Below are 582 nucleotides of genomic sequence, written 5' to 3'. Positions count from 1 at the left end.
CACCACAGCAGATTGCTAAAATCCTAAAGGAGTTCGACAACGGAAAGAGCGTTGACCAGATCACTCGTGAACACGGCGTGAGCGTTTCTGCCTTTTACAAATGGCGTTCAAAATATGCCGGCATGGACTCCAAAGAACTAAAAAGGCTCAAGGAACTTGAACAGGAGAACCGACAACTCAAACAGATGTATGCCACACTAGCCCTAGACCATCAAATGGCCAAAGAGATCATTGAAAAAAAGCTCTAAAGCCCTGCCTTAAGAGGACTATTGCCAATGAACTCATACATTACGGTATCAGTAGGGCGTGCCGTGTTTTAAATATGAGTAAGAGTGTTTTCTACTATAAACCGTTGCCAAAGGATGATACAGAGATAGAAAAGGCATTGCAAGAAAAGGCTGAACAGCACTCGGAAGAAGGTTTTTGGAAGGCCTATGACAGATTGTGCAACGAGGGAAAATCTTGGAACCACAAACGTGTGCATAGAATTTATGTATCTCTAGGCCTTCCCTTAAGACGAAAAGTAAAAAAGCGACTGCCTACAAGATTGCAAGAAACGCTGGAGGTGCCAAATGAGCAAAA

1 pseudogene is annotated in these 582 nt (G+C 43.3%); it reads left to right on the top strand.

Annotated elements, in window-relative coordinates:
- Positions 1–582: pseudogene (locus BZARG_RS15530) on the top strand (transposase); the annotation flags it as partial.

The sequence above is a fragment of the Bizionia argentinensis JUB59 genome, from assembly GCF_000224335.1.
Taxonomy (GTDB): Bacteria; Bacteroidota; Bacteroidia; order Flavobacteriales; family Flavobacteriaceae; genus Algorimicrobium; species Algorimicrobium argentinense.
This window is presented reverse-complemented; position numbering and strand designations above follow the sequence as displayed.